The 19,476-nt window shown below is 70.7% G+C and carries 23 protein-coding genes; 10 read left to right on the plus strand and 13 right to left on the minus strand.

Features of this window, described 5'->3' with window-relative positions; translation table 11 throughout:
- Positions 1 to 62: 62 nt before the first annotated feature.
- The gene (locus WDZ95_RS03250) at positions 63 to 686 is read left to right on the plus strand and encodes a hypothetical protein (protein ID WP_425776172.1); all 624 of its coding nucleotides are present in this window, start codon (positions 63 to 65) and stop codon (positions 684 to 686) included.
- Between the two features lie 51 nt (positions 687 to 737).
- Here the strand turns inward: WDZ95_RS03250 and WDZ95_RS03255 are convergent, their stop codons facing one another.
- The 3 genes from WDZ95_RS03255 to orn all read right to left on the minus strand — a co-directional run bounded on the left by WDZ95_RS03255 (position 738) and on the right by orn (position 5,092).
- Positions 738 to 2,597: a DEAD/DEAH box helicase gene (locus WDZ95_RS03255; RefSeq protein ID WP_166227234.1), complete on the minus strand. Its 1,860-nt coding sequence runs from the start codon at positions 2,595 to 2,597 to the stop codon at positions 738 to 740.
- 267 nt (positions 2,598 to 2,864) lie between these two features.
- The gene (locus WDZ95_RS03260; protein ID WP_425776173.1) at positions 2,865 to 4,445 is read right to left on the minus strand and encodes an inorganic phosphate transporter; all 1,581 of its coding nucleotides are present in this window, start codon (positions 4,443 to 4,445) and stop codon (positions 2,865 to 2,867) included.
- Between the two features lie 62 nt (positions 4,446 to 4,507).
- Positions 4,508 to 5,092, minus strand: coding sequence for an oligoribonuclease (gene orn, locus WDZ95_RS03265; protein ID WP_425776174.1), 585 nt, complete (start codon positions 5,090 to 5,092; stop codon positions 4,508 to 4,510).
- A 43-nt stretch (positions 5,093 to 5,135) separates the two neighbouring features.
- On the opposite strand from orn, the gene WDZ95_RS03270 reads away from it, so the two are divergent.
- Genes WDZ95_RS03270 through rsgA form a run of 3 tightly spaced genes read left to right on the plus strand, consistent with a single transcriptional unit; the run spans position 5,136 to position 7,655 of the window.
- Positions 5,136 to 6,398 (plus strand): M48 family metallopeptidase, encoded by a 1,263-nt coding sequence (locus WDZ95_RS03270; protein WP_425776175.1) that lies wholly within the window; start codon positions 5,136 to 5,138, stop codon positions 6,396 to 6,398.
- A 22-nt stretch (positions 6,399 to 6,420) separates the two neighbouring features.
- A complete protein-coding gene (locus WDZ95_RS03275; RefSeq protein WP_166227238.1) occupies positions 6,421 to 6,741 on the plus strand; it encodes a 4a-hydroxytetrahydrobiopterin dehydratase in 321 nt (106 codons plus the stop codon).
- Positions 6,741 to 7,655 (plus strand): ribosome small subunit-dependent GTPase A, encoded by a 915-nt coding sequence (rsgA, locus tag WDZ95_RS03280; protein WP_425776176.1) that lies wholly within the window; start codon positions 6,741 to 6,743, stop codon positions 7,653 to 7,655. The genes WDZ95_RS03275 and rsgA overlap by 1 nt, the downstream gene beginning before the upstream one ends.
- A gap of 10 nt (positions 7,656 to 7,665) precedes the next feature.
- Here rsgA and WDZ95_RS03285 read toward each other — a convergent pair whose 3' ends face one another.
- From WDZ95_RS03285 to rpsP, 6 genes are all read right to left on the minus strand, one after another.
- A complete protein-coding gene (locus WDZ95_RS03285; RefSeq protein ID WP_166227240.1) occupies positions 7,666 to 8,595 on the minus strand; it encodes a CobD/CbiB family protein in 930 nt (309 codons plus the stop codon).
- Between the two features lie 50 nt (positions 8,596 to 8,645).
- Positions 8,646 to 9,332: a CoA pyrophosphatase gene (locus tag WDZ95_RS03290; protein WP_425776177.1), complete on the minus strand. Its 687-nt coding sequence runs from the start codon at positions 9,330 to 9,332 to the stop codon at positions 8,646 to 8,648.
- 67 nt (positions 9,333 to 9,399) lie between these two features.
- On the minus strand, positions 9,400 to 9,756 hold the full coding sequence (gene rplS, locus WDZ95_RS03295) for a 50S ribosomal protein L19 (RefSeq protein WP_166227242.1): 357 nt from the start codon (positions 9,754 to 9,756) through the stop codon (positions 9,400 to 9,402).
- 164 nt (positions 9,757 to 9,920) lie between these two features.
- Positions 9,921 to 10,691 carry a tRNA (guanosine(37)-N1)-methyltransferase TrmD gene (trmD, locus tag WDZ95_RS03300; RefSeq protein WP_287468960.1) on the minus strand — a complete coding sequence of 257 codons (771 nt, stop codon included), beginning with the start codon at positions 10,689 to 10,691 and terminating at the stop codon, positions 9,921 to 9,923.
- Between the two features lie 106 nt (positions 10,692 to 10,797).
- The gene (gene rimM, locus WDZ95_RS03305) at positions 10,798 to 11,385 is read right to left on the minus strand and encodes a ribosome maturation factor RimM (RefSeq protein WP_425776178.1); all 588 of its coding nucleotides are present in this window, start codon (positions 11,383 to 11,385) and stop codon (positions 10,798 to 10,800) included.
- 8 nt (positions 11,386 to 11,393) lie between these two features.
- Positions 11,394 to 11,648, minus strand: a complete 255-nt coding sequence (rpsP, locus tag WDZ95_RS03310) for a 30S ribosomal protein S16 (RefSeq protein ID WP_166227245.1) — start codon at positions 11,646 to 11,648, stop codon at positions 11,394 to 11,396.
- A gap of 164 nt (positions 11,649 to 11,812) precedes the next feature.
- On the opposite strand from rpsP, the gene WDZ95_RS03315 reads away from it, so the two are divergent.
- A complete protein-coding gene (locus WDZ95_RS03315; protein ID WP_425776179.1) occupies positions 11,813 to 12,343 on the plus strand; it encodes a GNAT family N-acetyltransferase in 531 nt (176 codons plus the stop codon).
- Positions 12,343 to 12,795 (plus strand): TM2 domain-containing protein, encoded by a 453-nt coding sequence (locus WDZ95_RS03320; RefSeq protein ID WP_166227247.1) that lies wholly within the window; start codon positions 12,343 to 12,345, stop codon positions 12,793 to 12,795. The genes WDZ95_RS03315 and WDZ95_RS03320 overlap by 1 nt, the downstream gene beginning before the upstream one ends.
- Before the next feature lie 12 nt (positions 12,796 to 12,807).
- Here the strand turns inward: WDZ95_RS03320 and WDZ95_RS03325 are convergent, their stop codons facing one another.
- The 3 genes from WDZ95_RS03325 to WDZ95_RS03335 form a co-directional block, all read right to left on the minus strand.
- On the minus strand, positions 12,808 to 13,764 hold the full coding sequence (locus tag WDZ95_RS03325; RefSeq protein WP_166227248.1) for an AEC family transporter: 957 nt from the start codon (positions 13,762 to 13,764) through the stop codon (positions 12,808 to 12,810).
- 78 nt (positions 13,765 to 13,842) lie between these two features.
- Complete coding sequence (locus WDZ95_RS03330) at positions 13,843 to 14,088, minus strand: hypothetical protein (protein WP_425776180.1); 246 nt, start codon at positions 14,086 to 14,088, stop codon at positions 13,843 to 13,845.
- Positions 14,089 to 14,119: 31 nt separating this feature from the next.
- Positions 14,120 to 14,617: a Fur family transcriptional regulator gene (locus WDZ95_RS03335; protein ID WP_425776181.1), complete on the minus strand. Its 498-nt coding sequence runs from the start codon at positions 14,615 to 14,617 to the stop codon at positions 14,120 to 14,122.
- A 114-nt stretch (positions 14,618 to 14,731) separates the two neighbouring features.
- Between WDZ95_RS03335 and WDZ95_RS03340 the strand changes: the two genes are divergently transcribed.
- Positions 14,732 to 15,601 carry an EamA family transporter gene (locus WDZ95_RS03340; RefSeq protein WP_425776182.1) on the plus strand — a complete coding sequence of 290 codons (870 nt, stop codon included), beginning with the start codon at positions 14,732 to 14,734 and terminating at the stop codon, positions 15,599 to 15,601.
- Positions 15,602 to 15,708: 107 nt separating this feature from the next.
- Here WDZ95_RS03340 and WDZ95_RS03345 read toward each other — a convergent pair whose 3' ends face one another.
- The gene (locus WDZ95_RS03345) at positions 15,709 to 16,728 is read right to left on the minus strand and encodes a Rieske 2Fe-2S domain-containing protein (protein WP_425776183.1); all 1,020 of its coding nucleotides are present in this window, start codon (positions 16,726 to 16,728) and stop codon (positions 15,709 to 15,711) included.
- Positions 16,729 to 17,044: 316 nt separating this feature from the next.
- Between WDZ95_RS03345 and WDZ95_RS03350 the strand changes: the two genes are divergently transcribed.
- From WDZ95_RS03350 to WDZ95_RS03360, 3 genes are read left to right on the plus strand one after another with little or no spacing between them, the layout of a single operon-like run.
- Positions 17,045 to 18,076: an ABC transporter substrate-binding protein gene (locus WDZ95_RS03350; protein WP_425776184.1), complete on the plus strand. Its 1,032-nt coding sequence runs from the start codon at positions 17,045 to 17,047 to the stop codon at positions 18,074 to 18,076.
- Complete coding sequence (locus tag WDZ95_RS03355; RefSeq protein WP_425776185.1) at positions 18,073 to 18,579, plus strand: nucleoside deaminase; 507 nt, start codon at positions 18,073 to 18,075, stop codon at positions 18,577 to 18,579. The genes WDZ95_RS03350 and WDZ95_RS03355 overlap by 4 nt, the downstream gene beginning before the upstream one ends.
- 40 nt (positions 18,580 to 18,619) lie before the next feature.
- The gene (locus WDZ95_RS03360) at positions 18,620 to 19,450 is read left to right on the plus strand and encodes an urease accessory protein UreD (protein ID WP_425776186.1); all 831 of its coding nucleotides are present in this window, start codon (positions 18,620 to 18,622) and stop codon (positions 19,448 to 19,450) included.
- Positions 19,451 to 19,476 lie beyond the last annotated feature (26 nt).

The following is a 19,476-nucleotide window of genomic DNA, read 5'->3' on the forward strand; positions in this document are numbered from 1 at the left end:
CGAAGCCGGTGCGGCCAAGCCCGCACCGATTCGGACAACCGACACCCGCAGGAGGCAGCGCCGTGCACATCAGGGAGAACCGCGAGACCGCCATGGCGGGCATGGGCGCGCCGCCGCTGGCCCCGGCGCGCGTGCCGCCTGCCTACCAGGGCGTGTGGGCGCGCACCCTGCTGGAGACGCCGGCCGGCCGCGACACCGGCACCTGGGTGCGCTGGGTGCAGACCGCGGGCCACCACGGTTCGCTGGGCCGCAGCGCCGAGGCCGCCTCGGTGTGCGACGAAGGACCAGGCGCGCCGCACAACGTGTTCCAGACGCCCGACCGCATCGTGCAGACGGGTCTGCACGACCGCCACCTCGCGGTGTGGGAGCGCCTGCCGGCATCGCAGGGGCCGCGCATCGCGCTCGCGCGGCGCGACGACGCGGGCCAGCCCACCGACGAACGCCTGCTGCTGTGCGGCCAGTACCTGCTGCACGTGGCGCCGCGCGCGGGCGCGGCACCGGCGCTGAGCTTCGGCCGCGTCGACAGCGCGCGCGCCACCTGGACGGTGGAGCGCGCCAGCGACACGGCGCTGGACGGCTGCGAGCACCCCTGGCAGCTGCAGCGCCTGGGGCTGGACCTGGCACGGGTGCTCGGCGCGCCGCTGCTCGAGGGCGCCTGGGAGGTGCTCGAGTGGAGCGACGCCTGAGCCGCAAACGGCAACGGGCCCGAAGGCCCGTTGCAGCAGGAAGGCGCCGGATCAGCGGCCGCGGCGCGGGCGGTCGTTGAACGCCGGGCGGTCACCGAAGCCGCTCGGACGTGCACCGGGGCGCGCCGGGGCGCGGTTGTCGAAGCGCGGATCGAAGCGCTTGTCCTGGCGCGGCGCGGCGCGCTCGCCACGGGCGTCGACGCGCTCGCCGCCACGGGGCTCGAAACGCGGCGCGGCGTCGCGCTGCTCGAAGCGCGGCGCGCGGTCGCGCGGGTCGAAGCGCTGTTCGAAACGCGGCGCGGCATCGCGGTCGAAACGCGGGGCGCTGTCACGGTCGAAGCGGGGAGCGCTGTCGCGGCCTTCAAAACGCGGCGCGCTGTCGCGGCCTTCGAAGCGCGGGCCGCGCGCGGGCGCACCGCGGCGGTCGCCGCCGAAGCGGTCGTTGCCGCCACGGGCGTTGAAGCGGCCGGCGCCGCCACCGCCGTTGGGGCGGCCGCGGCCACCGGCGCGCTCGGGCTGGGGTGCGCGCTCGCGCGGCTCCAGGCCGGGCACGACCTCGGGCTTGAAGCGCTGCTGGGTGTAGGCCTCGATGTCGAACACGCGGCGGCGGTCGCGGAATTCCGCGAAGGTCACGGCGATGCCGTCGCGGCCCGCGCGGCCGGTGCGGCCGATGCGGTGCGTGTAGTCCTCGGCCTTCATGGGCAGGCCGAAGTTGAAGACGTGGGTGATGGTGGGCACGTCGATGCCGCGCGCGGCGACGTCGGTGGCCACGAGGATCTGCACCTGGCCATTGCGCAGCGCCATCAGGCGGCGGTTGCGCAGGCCCTGGCTCAGCGCGCCGTGCAGCGCCACGGCCGCGAAGCCGGCCTGCTGCAGTTCACCGGCAAGGCCGTCGCACTCGATCTGCGTGCTCGCGAACACGATGGCCTGGTCGATGGAGGCATCGCGCAGCCAGTGGTCGAGCAGCTTGCGCTTGTGCTCGGCGTTGTCGGCCCAGAACAGCACCTGCTTGATGTTGGCGTGCTTTTCCTGCGGCGAGTCGATCTGCACCTTCTGCACGTGGGCGCCGTCGTCGTGCATCACGCGCATGGCGAGCTGCTGGATGCGCGGCGCGAAGGTGGCGCTGAACATCATGGTCTGGCGGCGCTGCGCGGTGAGCGCGTTGATCTCGGCAAGGTCGTCGGAGAAGCCGAGGTCGAGCATGCGGTCGGCTTCGTCGACCACCAGGAACTGCACCTGGTCGAGCTTGAGCTGCATGGAGCGCTGCAGGTCGAGCAGGCGGCCCGGCGTGGCGACCACCAGATCGGCGTTCTGCAGGCGCTGGATCTGCAGCTGGTAGGGCATGCCGCCCACCACGCTCGCGATGCGCAGGCCGCGGCAGTGGCGCACCAGGTCGATGGCGTCGTGCGCCACCTGCTGGGCGAGTTCGCGCGTGGGGCACAACACCAGCGCGCCGGGCGTGGCGGCCTTGAAGTTGCGCGCCAGCAGCGGGTTCTGGCGCTTGGGCGCCTTGGGCGGCGCTTCACCGCGGGCCAGGGCCTCGGCCACCAGGCGTTCGCGCTCGGCGCGCTCGGCTTCGGCGCGTGCGGCCTGTTGCTGGATCAGGGTGTGCAGCACGGGCAGCAGGAAGGCCGCGGTCTTGCCGCTGCCGGTCTGGCTCGACACCATCAGGTCGGCGTAGCGCTCGGCGCCTTCGGCCTTGATGGCCAGGGGCATCACGCGGGCCTGCACGGCCGTGGGCTGCGAGTAGCCGAGGTCGGCCACCGCGGCGACCAGTTCGGGCGCCAGGCCCAGCTCGGCGAACGCGCTCGCGTCCACCGGCGTCGCGGCCATCTCGGGCGCTTCGGGGGCTTGTTGTTCAGGGGAGGTCGCGGGCGATGCGTCGCCGCGCGCTTCGAAAGCGTCGCTCATGTTCGTTCCTGCGCCCGGAAAAAATGGGCGCCAATGACCGAATGCCGCGCGAAGGGGAGATTCAAGCCCCGGGGCGTCGGATCCGTTCGTGGTTACAAAACATCAACCACAAACGGTCCGCCCGGAAGCGGTGGCCCCTGCTCGCGCACGCGGAATCGGTGGCGGTGTTCAGGGGCCGGGTGTGTGAGGCCAATGCACAAGTTTCTTCGCCGTTGCCAGCGAAGCCCGCGATTGTCGCACAGATCGCGGGAAAACCCTAGCCTTCGGTCAGCCGAGCACCGCGGCCACCAGGTGGAACAGCAGGGCCGCGAGCACCGCGGTGGCCGGCACGGTGACGATCCAGGCCGCCACGATGCGCATCACCACCGAGCGCTTGACGATCTCCTTCTTGTAGGCCTTCTTGAAGGCCTTGCGCTCGTCTTTCGCGAACACCGCGCCATCGAGGCCGCGCACCTTGGCGCGCTGCTTCATCTCGGCCAGCATGCGCTTTTTCTCCTGCACCTCGGCGGCCTCGAAGCGCTGCATGTAGGCCTCGACCTCCTCACGGTCGGCGCCCTGGTGGCCGGCGCGCACCGTGGCCTCCATCTTGGCGTAGTTGACCTTGAGCAGCTCGCGCAGAAAGCCCACGCCGAACACCGCGCCGATCGAGATGTGGGTGGTGGACACCGGCATGCCGAGCTGCGAGGCGACGATGACCGTGACGGTGGCGGCCATGGCGATGGAGTAGGCGCGCATCTGGTCGAGCTCGGTGATCTCCTTGCCCACGGTGCGGATCAGCTTGGCACCGTACAGCGCCAGACCGACCGACAGGCCCAGCGCGCCCAGCACCATGATCCACATCGGCGTGCCGGCCTTGGTGGCGATGGCGCCGGCTTTCACGGCCTCGTAGATGGCGGCCAGCGGGCCGACGGCGTTGGCCACGTCGTTGGCGCCGTGCGCGAAGCTCAGCAAGGCGGCCGAGCAGACCAGCGGCCACATGAACAGCTGGTTCACGCCGTCCTTGCTGTTGTCCTGGCGCAGGGCCGCGCGCGCAATGGGCCCGCGCACCAGGGCCCAGACCAGCACCGAGAACAGCAGGCCGGCGATCACCGCCACCACGAAGTCGATCTTCACCACCTGGTTGACGCCCTTGAGCAGCATGTAGGTGGTGTACGACCAGACCATGAGCGCGATCAGGATGGGCACCACGCGCGCGGCGGCCTCGGTCTTCTCGGTGCGGTAGGTCACGCTGCGTTTGATCACGTAGAGGAAGGCCGCAGCCATCAGCGCACCCGCCAGCGGCGAGATCACCCAGCTCGCCACGATGGCGCCGATGGTGGACCAGTTCACCAGCCCCCAGCCGCCCGCGGCAATGCCTGCGCCCATCACCGCACCGATGATGGAGTGCGTGGTCGACACCGGCGCGCCCAGCGCGGTGGCCAGGTTCAGCCACAGGGCGCCCGCGAGCAGGGCGGAGAACATCACCCAGGCGAACAGGGTCGGGTCGGCGATGTCGGCCGGATCGATGATGCCGCCCTTGATGGTGCCCACCACGTCACCGCCGGCCACGATGGCGCCCAGGGCCTCGAAGACCGCGGCCACCACGATGGCCCAGCCCATGGTCATGGCGCCCGAGCCCACGGCCGGGCCCATGTTGTTGGCCACGTCGTTGGCGCCGATGTTCATGGCCATGTAGGCCCCCACGGCGGCCGCGACAATCAGCAGCCAGACGGCGCCCTGGCCCAGCCCGGTGCCCGACGCACCGGTGAGCGAGGCGTAGAGCCCCACGAGCAGAAGAAAGGCCACCGCGGTGGCCAGTTGCAGCGCCTCGAAGTGGCGATCCAGGAAGGTACGGGACTTCTTCTTCATGTGAACACGGTGTGAATGTCACCGTATTGTCATGTATTCGCCGGGAGCACCCCGGCGCCGGGTCAGCGCAGGAAGTGCGCGCGGTAGTGCTCGAGCTCGTCGATGGACTCGTGCACGTCGGCCAGTGCGGTGTGCAGCTGGCGCTTCTTGAACGCATCGACCACGGCCGGATTCCAGCGTTTGGCCAGCTCCTTGAGCGTGCTCACGTCCACGTTGCGGTAGTGCAGGTAGCCCTCGAGCCGGGGCATGTACTTCACGAGGAAGCGGCGATCCTGGCCGATGGTGTTGCCGCACAGCGGCGAGGCCTGCTTGGGCACGAAGCGGGCAATGAAGTCGATCAGCTGCTGCTCGGCCTCGGCCTCGCTCACGGTGCTCGCGCGCACCTTGTCGATCAGGCCGCTGCGGCCATGGGTGCCCTTGTTCCAGGCGTCCATGGCGTCGAGCACGGCCTCGCTCTGGTGGATCACGATCACCGGGCCTTCGACGCGCGGCGTGAGCTGCGGGCCGGTGATGACCACCGCGATCTCGAGCAGGCGCTCCTTTTCCGGGTCGAGGCCGCTCATCTCGCAGTCGATCCAGACCAGGTTCTGGTCGCTCTTGGCCAGGGTGGCGGGCGGGGTGATGTCCGTGGCGGGATTCGAAGTCATCGGGCGATTGTCTCTGATCGTCCCCGCTAGACTTGGCACCCTCATGGACACCGCCGCCCTCGCCTTCACCGCCGTCTTCTGCGCCCTGCTCGCCCTGGGGCTGCTCACGCGCACCGTGCTGGCCAGCCGCCAGATCCGCCACGTGGCGCGCCACCGTCACACCGTGCCCGCCCCCTTCGACGCCACCATCCCGCTCGAAGCGCACCGCAAGGCGGCCGACTACACCATCGCCAAGACCCGATTCGGCCTGCTCACCACGGCCTTCGAGGCCGCGGTGCTCGTGGGCTGGACCCTGCTTGGCGGCCTCGACCTGCTCAACCAGGCGCTGCTCGCGCTGCTGGGTCCGGGCCTGTGGCAGCAGCTCGCCCTGATCGGCGCCTTCGCACTCATCGGCGGGCTGATCGGCCTGCCGCTGTCGTGGTACGCCACCTTCCGGCTCGAAGCGCGCTTCGGCTTCAACAAGATGGGCCTGGGCCTGTGGATCGCCGACGGCCTCAAAGGCCTGCTGGTGGGCGTGCTCGTGGGCGGCCCGGTGGTGGCGCTGGTGCTCTGGCTCATGGGCGCGGCCGGTCCCACCTGGTGGCTCTGGGCCTGGGGCGTGTGGATGGCCTTCAACCTGCTGGCCCTGGTGCTCTACCCCACGCTGATCGCCCCGCTCTTCAACAAGTTCGAGCCGCTCACCGACGCGGCGGTGAAGGACCGGGTGAACGCCCTGATGGCGCGCTGCGGCTTCTCGGCGCAAGGCCTGTACGTGATGGACGGCAGCAAGCGCAGCGCCCACGCGAACGCCTACTTCACCGGCTTCGGTGCGGCCAAGCGCGTGGTGTTCTTCGACACGCTGCTGCAGCAGCTCAACGCCGACGAGATCGACGCCGTGCTCGCGCACGAGCTGGGCCACTACCAGCGCCGCCACATCCACAAGCGCATCGCGCTGCTGTTCGCGCTCAGCCTGCTGGGCTTCGCGGCACTGGGCTGGGCCGCGTCGCAGGCCTGGTTCTACAACGGCCTGGGCGTCGAGCCCTCGATGCAGACGCCCAACGATGCGCTCGCGCTGATCCTGTTCCTGCTCGTGGTGCCGCTGTTCAGCTACTTCCTGTCGCCGCTGATGGCGCAGCTCTCGCGCCGCCACGAGTTCGAGGCCGATGCCTTCGCGATGGAAAAGACCCGCGGCAGCGACCTCGCGAGCGCGCTGCTCAAGCTCTACAAGGACAACGCCAGCACGCTCACGCCCGACCCGGTGTACGCGCGCTTCTATTACTCCCACCCGCCCGCCAGCGAACGCCTGGCGCGCCTGTCGGCCGCCTGAGCGGCCCGTTTCCCGCACCGCCATGAATCCGATCCACCAGAACCGCCGCGCGCTCAATGCCACCGAGATCGTCACGCAGCTGAGCCAGCTCAACGGCGACACCGCCGACGGCTGGAAACTCATCGACGGCGCGATCGAGCGCCAATTCGGCTTCGCCAATTTCCACGAGACCATGGCCTTCGTGAACGCCGTGGCCTGGATCGCGCACCGCGAGGACCACCACCCCGACGTGGCCTTCGGCTACAGCCGAGTCACGGTGCGCTTCAACACCCACGACGTCAACGGCATCTCGGTCAGCGACATGTTCTGCGCCGCGGCCGTCAACGCGCTGCTCAAGGGCTGATGGGCAGCACGTTCGCCGGGCGGGTGGTGGCGGCGCACGGCCGCCATTGCCTCGTCGAAGGCGACGATGGCCAGCGCATCCTCTGCCACCCGCGGGGCAAGAAAAGCAGCGTGGTGGTGGGTGACCGCGTGCGCTGGTCGCACAGCGGCGACGAGGGCCTGATCGAGCAGGTGCTCGAGCGCGACAACCTGCTCTACCGGCAGGACGAGATGCGCACCAAGTCGTTTGCGGCCAACCTCGACCAGGTGCTGGTGCTGCTCGCGGCCGATCCGGTGTTCTCCGACATGCAGCTCGCGCGCGCGCTGATCGCGGCCGAGGCCGCGGGCATCGAAGCGCTGATCGTGCTCAACAAGCACGACCTCGGGGCGCCCTTCGAACAGGCCTGGGCCCGGCTCGAACCGCACCGGCGCATGGGCACGCCGGTGCTGCCGCTGGGCCTCAAGACCGACCACGGACTGGACGCGCTGCATGCGCGGCTGCGCGGCCGCAGCACGCTGGTGCTCGGGCCCTCGGGTGTGGGCAAGAGCACGCTGGTGAACCGGCTGGTGCCCGAGGCGGGCGCGCAGACCGGCGAGATCTCGCGCGCGCTCAATTCGGGCCGCCACACCACCACCACCACCACCTGGTACTGGATGGACGCCGAGCGCCAGAGCGCGCTCATCGACTCGCCGGGCTTCCAGGCCTTCGGCCTGTACCACCTGGAAGCGCCCGAACTCGCGCGCCTCATGCCCGACCTGCGCGCCACGCTGGGCGATTGCCGCTTCCACAACTGCACTCACCGGCACGAGCCGGGCTGCGGCCTGCGGCCGCACGTGGGCACCGACCCGGCGAGCGATCCGCTCGCGATCGACGAAACCCGCTACCGCCTGTACGGCGAGTTGTTCGACGAGCTCGCGGCCAAACCCACCTACTGAGGCCGCGGGCTCAGACGCGCGCGAGCGTGAGCAGCGCGAGCAGCAGCATCCACAGCACCACCGCGCGCCACACCAGGCCCACCACGCTGCCCAGGTGGGCCAGTTGCGGCTCGGGCCGCGCGCCGGGGTCGGTCTCGTCGGGCTCGACCACCGTGGGGTCTTGCGGCGTGAGGCGCACGTTCATCGCGCCCGAGGTGGCGGCCAGCACCACGCCGTCGCTGCCCGGGGCGAAGCGCTCGGCATCGGCGCGCCAGCTGCCCACCGCTTCCTCGAAGTTGCCCACCACCGCAAACCCCAGCGCCGTGATGCGCGCGGGGATGTGGTCGAGCCAGCGCCACGCGGTGGTGGCGGCCTCGCGCAGCGGCAGGCTGGGCGTGCCGTCGGGGCGCGCGCGCCAGTTGCGCGAGAGGTACTCGGCGAGCCGGTAGACCACCGCGCCCGCGGGGCCCAGGCCCGCGATCCAGAAGACGATGAAACACACGAAAACGCCGAACACGTGGCGGTGCGCGGCCAGCACCGAATGCTCGATCACCTGGCGCAGCAACTCGGCGCGCGGCAGGCTGCTCGCGTCCACGCGCAACCAGGACGCGAGCTGCTCGCGCGCGGTGCGCTCGTCGCCCTCCTCCAGGCTGCGCCGGATCTCGCTGAAGTGGTGGCTGAACTGGCGGAAACCCAGGGTCACGTAGAGCACGGCCACGGTCCAGGCGAACGCGAGGAAGCCGCTGATCTGCCACAGGCCGTGGTACACGAGCGCCGCCACCAGACCCGGTACCCCCACCGCAAGCAGCCAGGCGATCCAGCCGTGCGAGCGCTCGCCCGCGTCAAGGTTGCGGCGCACGCTGCGGCTCCAGCCGCGCAGGCCCGCATGAACGGGGTTGTCGAAAGACAAGGGGCGCGCTTGTTCGATCAGCAGCGCCAACAGAATGGCCAGGAATCCCATGCCCTGCATGATAGTGGGGCACCGTATCGGTGCGCCGCACGGGCCACGAACTAGGCCGACAGGAACCGGTAGAGGTTGCGCAGCATGCCCGCGGTCGCGCCCCAGATGAAGCGCTCCTGGCGACCGTCGTGCCAGGGCATGGAGTACCACTCGCGCACCGCACCCTCGAAAGCGAAGGCGTGCCGGCGGTGGTGGCGCGGGTCCATCAGAAAGGGCAGCGGCACCTCGAAGACGTCGTCGACCTCGTGCGGATTGGGCCGCAGTTCGAAGCCGGGCCGCACCAGTGCCACCACGGGCGTGATGTGAAAGGCCGTGCCGGTGATGTACTCGGGCAGCGTGCCCACGACCTCGATGTGGTCGGCGCTCAGGCCGATCTCCTCATGGGCCTCGCGCAGCGCAGCGGCCACGGCGTCGGCGTCCTCGGGGTCGACCTTGCCGCCCGGGAACGCGATCTGGCCCGAGTGCGTGGACAGGTGGGCCGTGCGTTGCGTGAGCAGCAGGCTCAGGTGCTCGCGCTGCACCAGGGGCAGCAGCACCGCGGCGTCGGCCGGTTCGCGGTCGGCGAAGCGGCGCTCGCGCACGAGTTCGGGCGCCCACGCAGGCGGCACCTGGAACTGGCTGCGCAACCCTTCGGGCGTGAGCCGGTGCGCGGGGGCGGGCAGCAGGCCCTCGCTCGCGCCGGTGGCGACCACGGGCACGGTGCGGGGATCAAAAGGCGGCAGGCGCGTGCTGGACATGGTGGAACAGGGTGTGGCGCGCACAAAAAAGCCGCTCCGGAGAGCGGCTTTCGGGGACATGCGGCGATCAGGCGCCCAGCTTTTCCTTGATGCGGGCCGACTTGCCGCTGCGGTCGCGCAGGTAGTACAGCTTGGCGCGGCGCACGGCACCGCGGCGCTTGACTTCGATCTTGGCGATCAGCGGGCTGTACAGCGGGAAGGTGCGCTCCACGCCTTCGCCGCTGGAGATCTTGCGCACGATGAAGCTGGAGTTGAGGCCGCGGTTGCGCTTGGCGATCACCACGCCTTCATAGGCTTGCAGGCGCTTGCGGGTGCCTTCGATCACGTTCACGCTGACGATCACGGTGTCGCCAGGGGCGAAGGCCGGGATGGTCTTGCCCAGACGGGCGATTTCTTCCTGCTCGAGGGTCTGGATGAGGTTCATGGTTCCTGTTCCACGATCGTGGCCGCGCTGCACTAAAGGCCGCGAATCCGGTGCGCCAGCGCCTGAACGGCGGGCGCGATCCCGGTCGCGGCGGCCGGCCAGAGGATCGAAAAGCCGATCATTATAGCCAGACTGGCCAACCCCGGGAAAGCCAGGCGCCCGGCTCAGCCCAGGCCGCGCAGGAAACGCTCGTCGTCGGGCCCCAGGCGTCCCTGCGCGCGGGCCTGTGCGATGAGCTCGGGGCGCAGGCGCGCGGTGAGCGCCAGGCTTTGCTCGCGCCGGTGGCGCTGGATGCGCTCGTGGTGGCCGCCCAGCAGCACCTCGGGCACGGCCATGGGGCCGGCCGGGCCCTGCCAGACCTCGGGCCGCGTGTGGTGCGGGCTGTCGAGCAGGCCGTCGAGCGCGGGGTTGAAGCTGTCCTGCTGGTGGCTGCCCTGGTCACCCAGCACGCCGGGCTGCAACCGGGCCACGGCATCGAGCAGCGCCATGGCCGGGATCTCGCCGCCCGAGAGCACGAAGTCGCCCAGGCTGATCTGGCGGTCGACGCAGGCGTCGATGAAGCGCTGGTCGATGCCTTCATAGCGGCCGCAGACCAGCACCGCGCCGGCGCTGGCGGACCAGGCCTCCACGCCCGCGTGCGCCAGGCGCTCGCCGATGGGCGAGAACAGCACCACGGGCGCGCGCGCCGCCTCGGGCTCGGCACGTTCGGCGCGGATCGCCTGCAGGCAGCGCCACAGCGGCTCGGCCATCATGACCATGCCCGGGCCTCCGCCGAAGGGGCGATCGTCCACGCGGCGGTAGTTGCCATCGGCGAAATCGCGCGGGTTCCACAGGCGCACGTCGACCTGCTTCGATTCGAACGCGCGGCGGTTGATGCCGTGCGCGAGGAAGGGCTCGAAGAGCTCGGGGAACAGGGTGATGACGTCGAAGCGCATGGACGGTGATTGTGCGGTTCGAGAGAGACAATCCGCCGCCGGGCCGCCCCAAGGCGGGTCAGCCCCCTCGGGGGGCAGCGACCCGCGCAGCGGCGGAGCGTGGGGGTCAGTAGTCCGTCTGCCAGTCGGCGGTGATGCGGCGCTGCGCCTTGTCGACCGCGTCGATGTACGCATCGACGAAGGGGATCATGCGCTCGGCGGAGCGCTCGGCGCCGTCCACGGTCTCGGTGTATTCGAGCACCAGCACCGACGTGGGCCCGGTGTTCATGAGGTCGCGCACCACGCCCAGGTGCACGCCCTCGCGGTTGAACACCTCGAGGCCGATCAGGTCGACCCAGTAGTACTCGCCCTCGGTGGGCTCGGGAAAGGCGCTGCGCGGCAGGCTGATGCGGCAACCCTTGAGCGCCTCGGCCGCGTTGCGATCGGCCACACCGTCGAAGCGCGCCACCAGGCCATCGGCATGCACCTTGAGGTCGGCCACGCGCACGGCCACACAGCCCGTGAAAGCAGAAAAGCCGCGCGCGAAGCGGGCTTCGGGCGGCTGCAGGAACCAGTCGGAGCTGGCGAACAGCGCCTCGGTGTCGGCGCTGTGGGGCTGGATGCGGACCCAGCCCTTGATGCCCCAGGCATCGAGAATCCGCCCCAGTTCGACGGCGTCGGCCGGCAGGGCCGACGCGACCAGGGCGTCGCTCATGGCCGCGATCAGGCCGCGGCTTTGGCGGCGGCCTGCTTGACCAGGCGGGCCACGGTGTCGGACGGGGTGGCGCCGACGCCGATCCAGTGGGTCAGGCGGTCCTGGGCGATGCGCAGGGTTTCTTCGCCGCCCTTGGCCAGGGGGTTGTAGAAGCCGATGCGTTCGATGAACTTGCCATCGCGGCGGGCGCGCTTGTCGGCCACGACGATGTTGTAGAACGGACGGGCCTTGGCGCCGCCGCGGGAGAGTCGAATGACGACCATGATTTATCCTTCGGGTGGTTGCTCACCGGGGGTTTGGCTTGTGCACACACCCCGGTTGATTCCTGCAGCGCTTGAGACACACGACTGACCACCCGGCCAGCGAAACGCTGCAAAGCCCGCGATTATAGCCCGGTGCCCGCGCGCACCCCAGATTCCCACGCCGCATGCCGCTCATCCGACCCAGCCGCGACGAAGACCTCGCCGCCATCACCCGCATCTACGCCCACCACGTGCTGCACGGCACCGGCACCTTCGAAACCACCCCGCCGACCGAGGCCGAGATGGCGCAGCGCCGCGCCGACGTGCTGGGCAAGCAGCTGCCCTGGCTGGTGCTCGAAGACGACAACGGCACGGTCATCGGCTACGCCTATGGCAACTGGTTCAAGCCGCGCCCGGCCTACCGCTTCTCGGTCGAAGACTCGATCTACCTCGCGCCCGAGGCCGCGGGCCGCGGCCTGGGCCGGCTGCTGCTGGCCGAACTCATCGCGGTGCTCGAACGCTCGGGCATCCGCAAGGTGATGGCCGTGATCGGCGATTCCGCGAACGCGGGCTCGGTGGGCGTGCACCGCGCGCTCGGCTTCAGCGAGATCGGCGTGGTCAGGGCCTGCGGCTGGAAGTTCGGCCGCTGGCTGGACATCGTGCTGATGGAAAAAGCCATCGGCGCGGCCGACACCACACCGCCGCAGGAGGGCTGATGGCGCGCGCGAAGAACAAGACCGTGGCGGTCTGGCTGGCCCTGGTCGGCGGCTCGCTGGGTCTGCACCGCTTCTACCTGCGCGGCCTGGGCGACTGGATCGGCTGGCTGCACCCGCTGCCCACGGCGCTGGGCTGGTACGGCGTCGAGCGCGTGCTCGCCTACGGTCAGGACGACAAGCTCTCGTGGGTGCTGATCCCCTTCCTGGGCCTGAGCATCGCGGCCGCCTGCCTCACGGGCATCGTCTACGCGCTCAGCGACGCCGAAAAATGGGACCGCTGGTTCAACCCCGAGGCGCCCGGTCAGGCCGCGGCGCGCACCAACTGGCTCACCATCGGCGCGCTCGTGATGGCGCTGCTCGTGGGCACCATTGCCTTCATGGGCAGCCTGGCCTTCGGCATCCAGCGCTACTTCGAGTACCAGGTCGAAGAGGCGCGCAAGATCAGCCAGTGACGCACCCCGGTCTCAGTTGAGCCAGGCCATGAGCCCCATGACCAGGCTCAGCGTGAGCGGCGCCGCGAGCGTCGACAGGCCCATGGTCGCGGTGGTGAGTTCCTGCGCAGTCTGGTAGCGCTGCGCGAACAGGAACACGTTGGCGCCCACGGGCAGCGCCGCGGTGACCACCACCACCGTGAGCGGCAGGCCCGTGACCCCCACCGACCACGCGCCCACCGCCACCATCAGCGGCAGCAGCAGGTTCTTGGCCGCCACCACCTCGAGCGCGGCGCGCCAGTGGCCCTTGAGCGGCGTGGCCGCCAGGCTCACACCCACCAGCACCAGCGCGATCGGGCCGAAGGCGCTGCCCAGCAGCTGCAGCGGTTTGTCCACCACCCCGGGCAGTGACCAGCCGGTCTGTGCGAACAGCAGGCCGCTGATGATGGGCAGCGGAATCGGGTGTATCAAGGTGCCGCGCGCCACCGAGCCCACCGTGGCCCAGAGGCGGCGCGCCTCGCCGCCCTGGGCGCGCGCTTCGCGCGCGACGATGAGCTCGAGCACGATGGATCCCACGCTCAACTGGATCAGCGCGTGCACCGACACCAGCGTGAGCAGCGTGACCAGCCCCTGCTTGCCATAGGCCAGTTCGATCAGCGTGATGCCGATCATGACCATGTTCGAGAAGGTGGCGGCCAGGCCCAGCACCACGCTGCGCGTGGTGGCGCCGTGGCGCCACACGCACAGGCCCAGCAGCAGCAGCGTCGACGGGAAGTACGCCAGCATGGGCCGCAGATCGAGCTGCTCGAAGCGCACCGCGCTCATGGTGCGAAACAGCAGCGCCGGGATCAGCACCATGAAGACCAGGTTGGACAGGTCCTTGAGCGCGGCCTCGCGGATCCATTGCAGGCGGCCGGCCATGAAGCCCAGGCCGACCAGCAGGAACACGGGGGTGAGCGAGACGAAGACGGGGTGCGAGGCGAGGTTCACCCGGCGATGGTATCGCCGCGCTGCGCACCGGCCGCTGGCTCAGTGCGTCGGCTCAGTGCATCGGCTCAGTGCATCGGCTCAGTGCGCATGACGCATGCCGCAGGTCTTGCCGATGGCCAGGCCTTTGCAGGCGATCGCGAGCTCGGCGTGGCAGACCTTCTCGCCCTTGCCCGCTTCGAGGCACTTGGCCGCGGCTTCGTGCGCCCGGGCCATCGCGCGGTGGCGCTGCACGTCTTCCTGCGTTTCCTGCTGCGAATGCTGGGCGTGGGCGCTGCCCAGGGTCAGCAGCGGGATCAGGGCACAGAGCACAAGGGTCTTGATCATGGTCATGGTCATGGGTTCCGGAAGAAAAGGATCAGGCGCCGCCGCCGGCGCTGCACGGCGCGCACACGCCGCGCAGCGCGAGCTCCACGCGCTCCACGCTGTCGCCCTGCCGGGCGAGGCCGCGCTGCAACGCGCGCAGCCAGCCGCGGCCCGCGGCCGGCAGTGCACCGAGCGCGCGGTCCTGGCCGCAGCGGCGGCACTCGAAGCGCGGCACCAGCGGCGCCGCGCGCGCGCCGGCCTCGGCGCCCTGCAGCGTGAAGCGCCAGGTGCGGCGGTCGTCGCTGTGGCGCGCGAGCACCTGGCAGGCGGCCAGGCGGTCGAGCAGGCGGTAGAGCGTGACGCGGTTGGGCTCGTGCCCGCGCTGGTGCAGCGCCTGCAGCACCTGGGCGTGGGTGAGCCCCTGGCCCGGCCGCGCGAGGAACACGCCCAGCACGGCGCGCGTGGCCAGCGTGCGGCGCAGGCCGGCGGCGTCGAGCCGGGCCTGCACGTGCTCGGGAACGGCGTCGGCTTCGGCGGACGGGCGGGGCATGGGCAGCTCTCTTAATGCAATCGAGTTGCGAATAATAACCGCATGTCCCGGGCCGGACCGCGGCCCCGCGGGCCACTGACTACACTGCCCGCTCACCCACCGCCGGTCCCGCCCTTGCCCACCTCGCACCTGCTGCTCGCCCTCGCCGTCGTCGCGGTCTGGGGCACCAACTTCGTCGTCATCCGCTGGGGCCTGGACGGTCTGCCGCCTTTCCTGTTCGCGACCCTGCGCTTCGCTTTCTCGGCCCTGCCCTGGCTGCTGTTCGTGCCGCGGCCCGCAGCGCCCTGGCGCTCGGTGGCGGCCTTCGGCGTGCTGCTGGGCGCGGGCCAGTTCGGCCTGCTGTTCCTGGGCATCAACGGGCACATCGCACCCGGGCTCGCGTCGCTGGTGGTGCAGATGCAGGTGTTCTTCACCATCGGCCTGTCGCTGTGGCTCATGCGCGAGCGCGTGCGCGGCTTCCAGCTGGCGGGGCTGGCGCTCGCGCTGCTGGGGCTGGGCGTGATCGTCGCCAACCTCGACGCCACCGTGACCCTGCTCGGCCTGGGGCTGATCCTGGGTGCGGCCTTCTTCTGGGCCTGCGCCAACCTGGTCATCAAGTCGCTCGGGCCCGTGAACATGCTGCACTTCATGGTCTGGAGCAGCGTGTTCGCGGTGCCGCCCCTGCTGCTGCTCTCGCTGCTCACCGAAGGCCCCGCGGCCATCGCGCAGTCGCTGCGCGCGGCCGATGGCGTGGTGTGGGCCAGCGTGGCCTGGCAGGCCGTGGGCAACACGCTGTTCGGCTACGGCGCGTGGAACTGGCTGCTCGCACGCCACCCCGCGGCCACGGTCACCCCCATGGCGCTGCTGGTGCCGGTGTTCGGCATGAGCGCCTCGGCCCTGAGCCTGGGCGAGGCCATGCCGGCCTGGAAGCTGGGCGCCTGCGCGCTGGTGCTGGGCGGCCTGGCGGTGATCGTGTTCTGGCCGCGGTGGCGGAAGGGACACTGAGCGAGCGGGCCGGCGCGGCGGGCCGGGGGCCATTCGCGCAGGGGCGCACCCGGCGATCGCGGGGGTGCGCGAGGTGCCACGCGCGAAACGCCACGAGCACCGACACCTCAGCGATGCACCTCCCCCTCGCCCGCAGCCGCCAGCATCGCCATCAGCTGCCGCCGGATCAGGATGCCCGGCCGGTCGGAGTCCATCGAAAACTCCACCCCGCGCCGCCGCAGGTCCACCACCGCGTCCGGGTCGGTCGACTCCAGGATCTCCTTGTCCTCGCGCGTGATCTCGGCGTCGAAGTCGATCAGCATCTGCGCCGGGCAGTCTTCTTCGGTGTCGTTGCGGAACAGCCATTGGCACAGCTGGATGCGGCCATCATCGATCGGCGTGAAGCAGTTGATGATCACGTGCCGCACCCCGCTCGGGTACTCGATGTCGAGCCGGCGCGAGAACGGCTGCATGTAGGCGTTGCGCATGTGGCGCTGCGTGATCGGGTCCTTCACGCCGCTGATGCGCTGGAAGCGCAGCGGGTTGGCCGCGTCGATCACGGTCTCGGCGTAAAAGCCCTGCCCGTTCTCGACGATCTCGTACTTGCTCGGCTTGGGCTGCGCCGCCACGCCGAAGGTGGCGCGGTGCACAAAGCTGAAGTGCGAGTTGTCGAACGAATTCTCCAGCGCGCGCACCGGGCTGGTGTGCCACACCTCGTGGAACTGGAAGATGGTGCGCCAGCCCGGTGCGCCGAACTCGGGCATCTCGGGAATCTCGGCCTCGGGCGTTTCCAGCGCCACCCAGGCATAGCCGTAGCGCGCCGTGCAGGCATAGGCCGGGGTGCCGTAGTCCTTGGGAATCTCACGGTCCGCGCCGTACTGCGGAATCTCGATCACGCGCCCGCTGCGGTTGTAGACCCAGCCGTGGTAGCCGCACTGCAGCTTGCCGTTCTTGCACCAGCCCTTGCTGAGCTTGGCGGTGCGGTGGCAGCAGCGGTCCTTGAGGGCGGCGGGCTCACCGTGCTCGTCGAGAAAGAGCACGATGTTCTCGCCCAGCAGCGTGAAGGGTTTGGGGCCGTCCTGCAGGTCCGCGAGCGGCATCACGGCGTGCCAATGGCGGCGGAAGACGGGTTGTTGGGTGACGAGCATGGAAGCACTCCTGCGGAAATGGCTTGAACGGGGGGCTCAAGAGCAATTTCCTGCTCGCGCGGGCCGTGGGCACGGGGCGGGCTGAACGCTTCTACTCTCAGCCCGCACTCTAGCAAGACGCAGACCACCGCGGCCCCCCACGGCTGTGCACCGCGCGCACCGGCGCGGTGCAACGCGGGCTGGCACGGCTCGTGCAAACACCAGCCGCAAGAGTAGAAGCGTTCAGCGGACCGCCCCACCAGGCACCGCCCGGAAATTGCTCGGTTGCCCCGGCGCCTGCGCGCGCCGGATCGCTCACAGCCCGCCGGAGAACCGCATGCAGCGCCGCCGCTTTCTCGCCCAGTCCCTCGCCTCCTCTGCCACCCTGGCCCTGCCCAGCGTGTGGGCCCAGGGAGCGCCCAAGCCCACCCCGATCAAGTTCACGCTCGACTTCCGCGTCACGGGCCAGACCGCGCCCTTCTTTCTCGCGCAGCAGCGCGGCCACTACGCGGCCGAGGGCCTGGACGTGAGCATCGACGTGGGCTCGGGCTCGGTCGCGTCCATCACGCGCATCGTGAGCGGCGCCTACCAGATGGGCCTGGGCGACATCAGCTCGCTGATCGAATTCCAGGCCGCCAACGGCGGCACGCCCGCGGTGCAGGCCGTGTACCAGTACTACAACCGCGCGCCCTTCGCGATCATCGGCCGCAAGGACCGCGGCATCACCGGCGACTTCAAGAGCCTGCAGGGCAAGAAGGTCGCGGCCGCGGCGGTCGAGTCCACCCGCCGCGCCTGGCCCATGGTGGCGCGCCGGCTGCGCGTGAACGAAGACTTCTTCACCTGGACCACCACCGACTTCTCGCAGCGCGACAACGTGATGGTGCGCGGCGACGTGGACGCCGCCACCTATTTCCACGACTCGGCCGTCTCGCTGTTCGCGCGCATGAAGCTCGACGAGCTCTCGGTGCTGCGCTACACCGACGCCGGCGTGAACCTCTACGGCAACGCCATCCTCGCGGGCAACGCGCTGATCACGCAGAACCCGGGCGCGGTCGCGGCTTTCCTGCGGGCCACCAACCGCGGCATCCAGGAAGCCTTCAACGACCCGGCCGCGGCCATCGCCGCCACCAAGGCGCGCGAGCCCATCCTCGTGGAAGCCGTGGAGCTCGAACGCTGGCGCATCACACGCGAGTACATCGCCGCGCCCGACACGCGCAGCCACGGCCTGGGCGACGTGCTCAAGCGCACGCTGGAGCAGCAGGTGGACGAGGTGAGCGAGGTCTACAAGCTCAAGACCCGCCCCGGCGCGGAGGGCATCTTCCACCGCGGCTTCCTGCCCTCGCTCAACGAGCGGACGCTGAAGGCATGAGCACCGATCTGCCCGACGAGGTCGCGGTCGACGAACGCGACGGCCGCTACCTGCGCCAGGCCATCGCCTGGTCGCTGACCGCGCGGGAGCGCGGCAACCGCCCTTTCGGCGCGGTGGTGATCGGCGAAGACGGCACGGTGCTCGCCGAGGCCTATTGCAACACCGGCGAAACCGGCGACTGCACCGGCCACGCCGAAACCAACGCGGTGCGCCAGCTCGGCAACCGTTTTCCGCGCGAGGTGCTCGCGCGCGCCACGCTGTACTCGTCGGCCGAGCCCTGCGTGATGTGCGCGGGCGCGATCTTCTGGAGCGCGATTGGCCGCGTGGTGTACGGCATCGACGCGGTGCGCCTGCGCGTGTTCCGCGGCGAGCGCGCCGAGCAGCGCGACGCCGAGCTCTCGTGCCGCGACGTGTTCGCGGCCTCGCCCCACCCCATCGCCTGCATCGGTCCCGCGCTGATCGGCGAGGCCAGCGAAGCGCACCGCGGCTTCTGGAAGGCCTGAGCCACCCACCCCGGGGCGGTGCGCCGCCTACACTCCCCGCATGCCCTGGCACGCCTCCCTCGACCTGCACTACCAGAGCGCCAGCGGGCGCACCACGCTGCAGCACCGCCACAGCGGCCCGCTGCGCATCCTCAAGAGCCTCTACCCCGAAGGCCAGGGCATCTGCCACAACGTGGTGGTGCACCCGCCGGGCGGGCTCGTGGGCGGCGACACGCTGGACATCGGCGTGCGCGTGGACGGCGGCGCGCACGGCCTCATCGCCACCCCGGGCGCGACGCGCTTCTACCGCAGCAACGGCCCCGAGGCCGCGCAGCGCGTGCGGCTGCAGCTCGCCGCAGGCGCGCGGCTCGAATGGCTGCCGCTCGAAACCATCGCCTACCCCGACTGCATCGCGCGCAACACGCTGAGCCTGCAGCTCGACCCGGGCGCCGAATGCCTGGGCTGGGACGTGTGCGCGCTCGGCCTGCCGGCCGCGGGCGAGCCCTTCGTGCGCGGCGTGCTGCACCAGCAGATCGAGTGGCCCGGCGTGTGGCTGGAGCGCGCGCGCATCGATGCGGGCGACACGCGATTGCTCGACGGCCCCGTGGGCCTGGCGGGCCAGCGCGCGCTCGGCACGCTGTGGCTGGCCAGCGGCACACCCCGCGAGCCCGCGGCGCGCGAAGCCCTGCTCGAGGCCGCGCGCGAGGCCCTGCACGGCGCCGACGCCAGCGTGTTCGCGGGCGCCACCAGCCCCGATGCGCGCCTGATCGTGGTGCGCGCGCTGGCGCCGCAGGTCGAGCCGCTGATGGCGGCCTTTCAAGCGGCCTGGGCGCGGCTGCGCCGCCTCGCCTGGAATACGGGTGCCGAGCCGCCACGCATCTGGCGCGTGTGAGCGCGCGGGCCCACGGCCCTGGAACT

This window comes from Hydrogenophaga sp. T2 (assembly GCF_049843535.1).
In the GTDB taxonomy this organism is placed as follows: Bacteria; Pseudomonadota; Gammaproteobacteria; order Burkholderiales; family Burkholderiaceae_C; genus Hydrogenophaga; species Hydrogenophaga crocea.